Origin of the sequence: Mesorhizobium album (assembly GCF_033977205.1) — a bacterium.
Classification (GTDB): Bacteria; Pseudomonadota; Alphaproteobacteria; order Rhizobiales; family Rhizobiaceae; genus Mesorhizobium; species Mesorhizobium album.
This window is the reverse complement of the sequence record NZ_JAVIIW010000094.1, coordinates 1-5,975: the sequence shown is the minus strand read 5'-3', so window position 1 is coordinate 5,975 and position 5,975 is coordinate 1. Positions and strand designations below refer to the sequence as shown.

Here is a 5,975-nt window from a genome sequence, read left to right as displayed (position 1 = left end):
CTAACATCGACCGCGAAGAGAAGCGAGTGACCCGCGGGGCGACTGGAGTAGGGAAAAATATCACGAGGAGGGGCTTGACCTTAACGACCCCAATCAGAGAAGCCTGCTAGAGGCGCCCGTCCGGCAGAGGCAGGTCAGTCGCTGTTGGCGAGAGCCAGGATCTCACGGGCGCGCCGCACCACTGGCGGATCAATCATCTTGCCATTCAACGAGAGTGCAGACAGTCCGCTCGTGGCGCCATCGTTTTCCGCTGCAACGGCGCGACGGGCCCACTCGAGTTCTTGTGCGCTTGGCGAGAAGGCCTCATTGAAAATGGCCACCTGTGTCGGATGGATCGCCAAACCTCCCGCAAAACCAAGCCGCCGCGCATGCGCCGCGACTTCACGAAGTTTGTCAGCGTCCGAGAACTCCCTGCTTCCTACGAAGCTCAGCGGGAGCAAGCCGGCCGCTCGGGCGGCAAACAGAATAGAAAGATTCGGCGTCAAGAGAAGGTCGAAGCCCGGGGCGCCGCCAACAGCGGCGCTGAATATGCTCGCTCTGTCTAAATCGCGAGCGCACCAACACGACAAGGCGCGTACTCACGCTGACGCGGCTCTTTACGCGCAAAAGTCCCAGAACCTCCTCGCGGACAGCCTCGGTATGAGCGCCAAGAGCCGGAACTGGAGTGCGGAAGCCAGGAGTCAACGGCTCTCGCCGACATAAATAGCGCCGTCCTGGAAGGCGCCGTTGCCGGGCGTCAGAATCACGTCTTCGATCCGCACTCTAATTCTACTCGAGGTTGACGAAGCCGCGCTTGGGGGGCGAACTCACCGCCTTCTGGCCAAATCTATACACCAGTTAGAATAGTCGTTGCCAATATAAAGTCGCGAACGGCCCTATCTCATTTTGAGATAGGGAGCCATGTGGGCTTGGCGCTGCTAGCATTCACATGGCGTTTTTACCTGCGGAAAGAACTCGCTTCCATTTTCCGAACAGTGCGCTCGACGTAGCCTGGTCTTCTCTCCTGCCTCCTCGCGATCGACGGCTAACTGGGGAGCCTCCTCAGCGATCACCCGCTCCTACGATAGCCTTCGACAAAACCTAGGTTTGGGACGGGTCAATCTCCCCCTAGGACCGCAGTGTGTGGGAGTTGCGAACGTCAAAGGTTCATAGATTCAAACACTCATCCCGCATTTGGATCCTCTACTACCTCGTCGCAGGGGGAGGCCCACACCTCGATCTCCGACCCACGACTTCAGCCATCTCGCGTCCAGATGGTTGGCGGCGACAATCAATATTTGACCAACAGGGGCAGGCGCATGAAAAATCCGACAGATTTGAGGATAAGCCTCCCCCTGTCCCTCGGTAATTTGACCACTCGTCGCCGCACCGAGTGTATGGCTGTCCAGACTAAACGATTGATACGACACCCAAGTTGGAGTTTCTGATGTCGCGGAAAGTCATTGTCACGTGTGCGGTCACAGGCGGGGGTTCCGAAGTGCTTGCGAAGCATCCCAATATCCCCAAGACGCCATCGCAAATCGCGGAGGCTGCACTCGAAGCTGCAAAGGCTGGAGCTGCGATTGTGCATATTCACGTCCGTGATCCTGAGACGGGGGCACCATCAAACCGATTTGAGCTATATGAACAGGTCGTCAAAAAGCTCAGGGACGCAGCGCCAGATGTAATTATCAACTTAACCTGTGGAATGGACGGCGAAATTGAACTTGATCCTTTGGTTCCTTTAAAAATCGGAAAGACTAGCACACTTAAAAACGCACTCGGACGCTGCTCCCATTCCGTCAAACTTCAGCCTGAGCTGAGCACTCTAGACTGCGGAACATTTGGTTTCGGGGAGCGGATTTATGTTGCGCGCATGTCCGATTTGCGAGAAATGGCGTCACTTATGCGCGACGCTGGTGTCAAGCCGGAGCTCGAGTGCTTCGATTTAGGTCACATCGAAATCGCTAAGAAGCTCATATCCGAAAACCTAATCGACGGCGTTCCCCTTTTCCAATTTTGTCTCAGCACGGGTTATGGCGCTCCGGCAGTTCCGACCGTTGTGCAGGCCATGCGTGAGATTCTGCCTCCAGGAGCAATCTGGGGCGGATTTGGGTGTGGGGCAGATGAAATGACGATGGTTGGACAGTTGGTGGCCATGGGTGGTCATGTCCGGGTCGGATTGGAAGATAACATTTATCTCCGACGTGGCGTACTGGCTTCCAATACCGATCTTGTTGACAACGCGGTCGGGATCATCGAGCGCATGGGCGCAAGCGTCGCCACGCCTGCCGAGGCACGGGTAATCCTTGGAGTTGAGAAGCGCGGATGACCGCCCGAAATTTATCAAATCTAGCTATAGGTCTTGGAGGCAAAATGGCGTCGAAAATCGGAAGCTGTCTTGGCATTTTTGATCTGGAAAGTGGATTGCCGCCCGGTGTGCCGCTGCCAGAGCCCCCAGCGAGCGTGCTGTAGTTCAGCTACCTTCAACTTTCCCACAATAATTGAAACCGTTGAAGGAGCTTGGGCCGATATCGTGATGCAGGGCAATTCCGCGCTCGATCCCGCGGTTATCGCGGCAGCGCGAAGGCTCGTCGAGCGAGGTGCAGTCGCAATCAGCTCGAACTGCGGCTCGGCCTCGACAACAACGGGCGGTGATGTGCGGCGGTAAGTTTCCCCGTAGTGATGTCAAGCCTGCTCTTAGTGCTCGCGCTCCCCCGTCAACTGGACCCAAAAGAAAAACTCACTCTTGTCACGGCCGATTCGCGAGTTTTTAGAGATGATTTACTTGGGCTCGGTAGTCAGGCCGAGCGGAATCGAATCGTCATCGGCGACATCGAAGGCAGTAAGGTTTTTGGAAAACGCGTCTATGCGCCCGCCACAGCCGACAGTGGTCGCCGACATCGAAAACGATGTAGCTGCTTGCGTCGCGTGGCTCCGCGTCGCAAATCCGGGCATAGCGGCGCTACTTTTCACTTGCACTGGATTCCCGCCGATAACGCCGGCAATTCGTCGTATGACAGGGCTGCCTATCTACGACATCATAACCATATGTCGGATCACGCTTGAGTCCGTTGCCCGAGGCGGCGTTGCGTCTGCGAGACGACATTTCAATGTTAAAGAGAGTATAAATGGCTGAGCAGAAATCACGAGGCAATGCGCACGGGATCTCCAAGGTCACTTGCATCGGCGGTGGGCTGATTGGGGCCGGATGGGCCGCTCATTTTATGAGGGCTGGTTTAGATGTCGTCGTCTATGATCCTGCCGCCGAACGGGAGGCTTTTTTGAAGGAATACTTAGCCAAAGCAATGCCGCAACTTGCCGAGCTGGGAATGGCACCAAGCGCTTCTCCTTCACGTGTACACTTTACAGCCAACATGATCGAAGCCCTTGAGGGTACGGACTTCGTTCAGGAAAGTGCGACCGAAAACGTCGACGCGAAGATCAAACTGATTGGCGAAATTGATGCACTCACGGCGCCCGGTGTCGTCATCGCTTCGAGTTCTTCGGGCTTCCTCGCCGCTCATTTGAGACGTCATGCCCGGCACCCGGAGCGCATTCTGATCGGTCATCCCTTCAATCCACCATATCTCGTGCCTCTTGTAGAGATTGCGGGAGGGGACGTCGCTTGTCAGGCGGCTGCCACGGCGTCCGCGTTTTACAGATCGACAGGTTGCGAAGTGGTCGCACTCGATAAGGAAATCCCAGGGTACATTGGGAATAGAATCCAGTTCGCTGTTTGGAGAGAAATTCTTTACATAATGTCCCAAGGAGTAGCTGACCTTCAAGCAATCGACACAGCTATTGCTGCTGGTCCTGCCATAAGATGGGCTGTAATTGGTCCATCATCTGTATTTTTTCTTGCAGTTCGAGATCCGGTTCTTTATGGCGCCGGTATAGAAGGTCTCGCTGATGAGATGGAGAGGGGGTACCTAGCGCCACCAAGCTTTCAGCCAGATCGGGAATTGATGCAAATTTATGCCGAACAAGTGGCAAAAGGAATTGGCGCCAATGGCCAAGCCGAGCTCTTGGAATGGCGAGATGCAGGCGTGGTGGCCATTCGAGCTGCATTAAAGCGGGCTAGGGAGAGGCTTAAAGTGCCTAAAGGTGACTAATATCGATTCCCAGTTGATGTTGGCGTAATTCAAGGTGGGTGGAGGACCGGCGACATGCCAAAGGTTGTCGAGATCAAGGCGAGCCATACGCCATCGGACAACCCGAGATTGGGCAAATAGATGGATGCAACCCGGGAATTTGTAACAATGGTGACCGACGATCTTATCGACGGATATGGGCACATGAATATGGTGCACTATCTGGGAGCGTTCAGTCGAGCTGCGGATGTACGGCTCGACGCTGCGATACGTCTCAGTCGGGATGGATCTGTGATCTCTGGCCTCGTCACCGCCGAAGCGCGGGTCGCTTACAAGAAGGAGGCGATGTGCGGCGACGATTTGCTCCTCACTACTTGGATAGCCGACATTGACGAAAAGCGAGTCCATGTCGTGCAAGCGATGGTACGTGGCGACGGAACGTTACTGTCAACAGCTGAACAGCTTTTCCTGAATTTCAACCTGCTATCGCGCCGCGTAGAACCATTTCAGCCAGATGTGATGGCCGAGCTTAGACGCCGTGTCGAGGCGGACAGTGGTACATTCGATCCGGGTATTGTCAGTCGCCGAATGGGCATACCGAGATTAGAATGAACATACCTGATCTGCGTCAGTTGTCTCGTCGACACCTTCATGCGTGTTCGTGAGGGACGATCAAATCTGAGACGGCTTCGATATTACGATGTTCCGATGTTCTGAGGTTACGCTTAAATTCAGTGATAACGAGCACGCGGCGGTCCGAGGTGTCTACCGGCTGCGTCGGAAGGCCTAGTGATCCGGGTGAAAGACTTGGCTCTCCTGCTCATGGTGGCCGGACTTGGTAGTGGCGTATTGGCGCGCCCCATTTCGTCAGCCTGATGGGCCGCCTCAGACCACTGACGACCGGTGGGTCGGGGCTAAAGCTTCAATATCCGGGAGACCGAGAGCGCCCCGGCGATGAGCTCCGGCCGCAATCGACTTTGGTCCGGAAAAGGTGTACGCATTCGGTGAAGACCGCAGGGGTGCGTATCCGGCGGCCATGAGCCCCTGAGCACTGCGGTGCTGGGGTCAAGGTTTCGATTGCGGATCGCCAATTCCACGGCAGCAAATCATCGATCCGCTGTGCTGGGTGGGCCGCGATGCGCGCCAGGATATCGGCCTGAGGGTCGATGTCATTCAACTTGGCGCTGGCCATCAGGCTGTAGAGAATGGCAGCGCGCTGTCCGCCGCGATCGGACCGGCAGAACAGCCAGGACTTTCTGCCGAGAGCAATCGCGCGGTCATTCTGCCCATGTCGGGCAGGAAGTTGAAGTTTGTTACCGCTGGCACGCACTTTGTGGGCGGCGGGTTCGCCGCCTGTACACAGAGCGGCGCGCCGGCGGCGAGGTCGTTCACGTTGAAGTGGCGCCCGGCGTGGTCGTCGTCGTGGCCGCTTGGATGCTCGATCCGGCCATCTGTGCCGCAATGACGTTTGGCGCGCCGCGCGTATCCACGGTGGCGCTCACTGAGTTGCATCAGCTGCTCATCGAGCAGGGAATCAGACGAAGCTCTCTGGGCGATCCAAACATCGTCCAGGAGGAGCAAGATGCGAAGCCTGCCAACATTGCCGCTGCCACTCGCGCCGCGCCAACTCAGCATTCCGTTCGATTCCGGAAAGCTCCAGAGGATCAGCGCCTCGGACCGCCGGATAGCAGTCGCCCAGTTGACCCGTCTGCTGTTGGAGGCCGCCAGCGTTGCGGCCGAGGAGCGTGACGATGACGAGCGCTGATCTCCTGCCGGCCGCGGTTTTGAAGCGTAAGCGATGCGCCAAGGCGCCTTCCCGAAGTCGCCTGATGCTTGTATGGCGGTCAGCCGTTAGTCGGCGCCGGCGGCGATCACTGCGGGTTATGATAACGGGTGACATAG

General features: G+C 56.6%; 6 protein-coding genes and 1 pseudogene. 4 read left to right on the top strand and 3 right to left on the bottom strand.

Annotated elements, in window-relative coordinates; all coding sequences use genetic code 11:
• Positions 1 to 134: 134 nt before the first annotated feature.
• A complete protein-coding gene (locus RFN28_RS34150; protein WP_320291526.1) occupies positions 135 to 485 on the bottom strand; it encodes an aldolase/citrate lyase/malate synthase family protein in 351 nt (116 codons plus the stop codon).
• A 941-nt stretch (positions 486 to 1,426) separates the two neighbouring features.
• Between RFN28_RS34150 and RFN28_RS34145 the strand changes: the two genes are divergently transcribed.
• The 3 genes from RFN28_RS34145 to RFN28_RS34135 all read left to right on the top strand — a co-directional run bounded on the left by RFN28_RS34145 (position 1,427) and on the right by RFN28_RS34135 (position 4,685).
• The gene (locus tag RFN28_RS34145; RefSeq protein WP_320291525.1) at positions 1,427 to 2,311 is read left to right on the top strand and encodes a beta-keto acid cleavage family enzyme; all 885 of its coding nucleotides are present in this window, start codon (positions 1,427 to 1,429) and stop codon (positions 2,309 to 2,311) included.
• A gap of 799 nt (positions 2,312 to 3,110) precedes the next feature.
• Positions 3,111 to 4,094 (top strand): 3-hydroxyacyl-CoA dehydrogenase NAD-binding domain-containing protein, encoded by a 984-nt coding sequence (locus RFN28_RS34140; RefSeq protein ID WP_320291524.1) that lies wholly within the window; start codon positions 3,111 to 3,113, stop codon positions 4,092 to 4,094.
• A gap of 147 nt (positions 4,095 to 4,241) precedes the next feature.
• Positions 4,242 to 4,685: a thioesterase family protein gene (locus tag RFN28_RS34135; protein WP_320291523.1), complete on the top strand. Its 444-nt coding sequence runs from the start codon at positions 4,242 to 4,244 to the stop codon at positions 4,683 to 4,685.
• Positions 4,686 to 5,151: 466 nt separating this feature from the next.
• Here the strand turns inward: RFN28_RS34135 and RFN28_RS34130 are convergent.
• Positions 5,152 to 5,349 (bottom strand): annotated as a pseudogene (locus RFN28_RS34130) (transposase domain-containing protein); the annotation flags it as partial.
• Complete coding sequence (locus RFN28_RS34125) at positions 5,265 to 5,654, bottom strand: hypothetical protein (RefSeq protein ID WP_320291527.1); 390 nt, start codon at positions 5,652 to 5,654, stop codon at positions 5,265 to 5,267. The gene RFN28_RS34125 and the pseudogene RFN28_RS34130, both read right to left, overlap by 85 nt.
• A 1-nt stretch (position 5,655) precedes the next feature.
• On the opposite strand from RFN28_RS34125, the gene RFN28_RS34120 reads away from it, so the two are divergent.
• The gene (locus tag RFN28_RS34120; protein ID WP_065012146.1) at positions 5,656 to 5,838 is read left to right on the top strand and encodes a hypothetical protein; all 183 of its coding nucleotides are present in this window, start codon (positions 5,656 to 5,658) and stop codon (positions 5,836 to 5,838) included.
• The last annotated feature ends 137 nt before the right edge of the window (positions 5,839 to 5,975 follow it).

Coding starts and splice junctions, on each gene's coding strand:
- RFN28_RS34120 (WP_065012146.1), top strand. CDS start 5,656: ATGCGAAGCCTGCCAACATTGCCGCTGCCACTCGCGCCGCGCCAACTC.
- RFN28_RS34145 (WP_320291525.1), top strand. CDS start 1,427: ATGTCGCGGAAAGTCATTGTCACGTGTGCGGTCACAGGCGGGGGTTCC.
- RFN28_RS34140 (WP_320291524.1), top strand. CDS start 3,111: ATGGCTGAGCAGAAATCACGAGGCAATGCGCACGGGATCTCCAAGGTC.
- RFN28_RS34135 (WP_320291523.1), top strand. CDS start 4,242: ATGGTGACCGACGATCTTATCGACGGATATGGGCACATGAATATGGTG.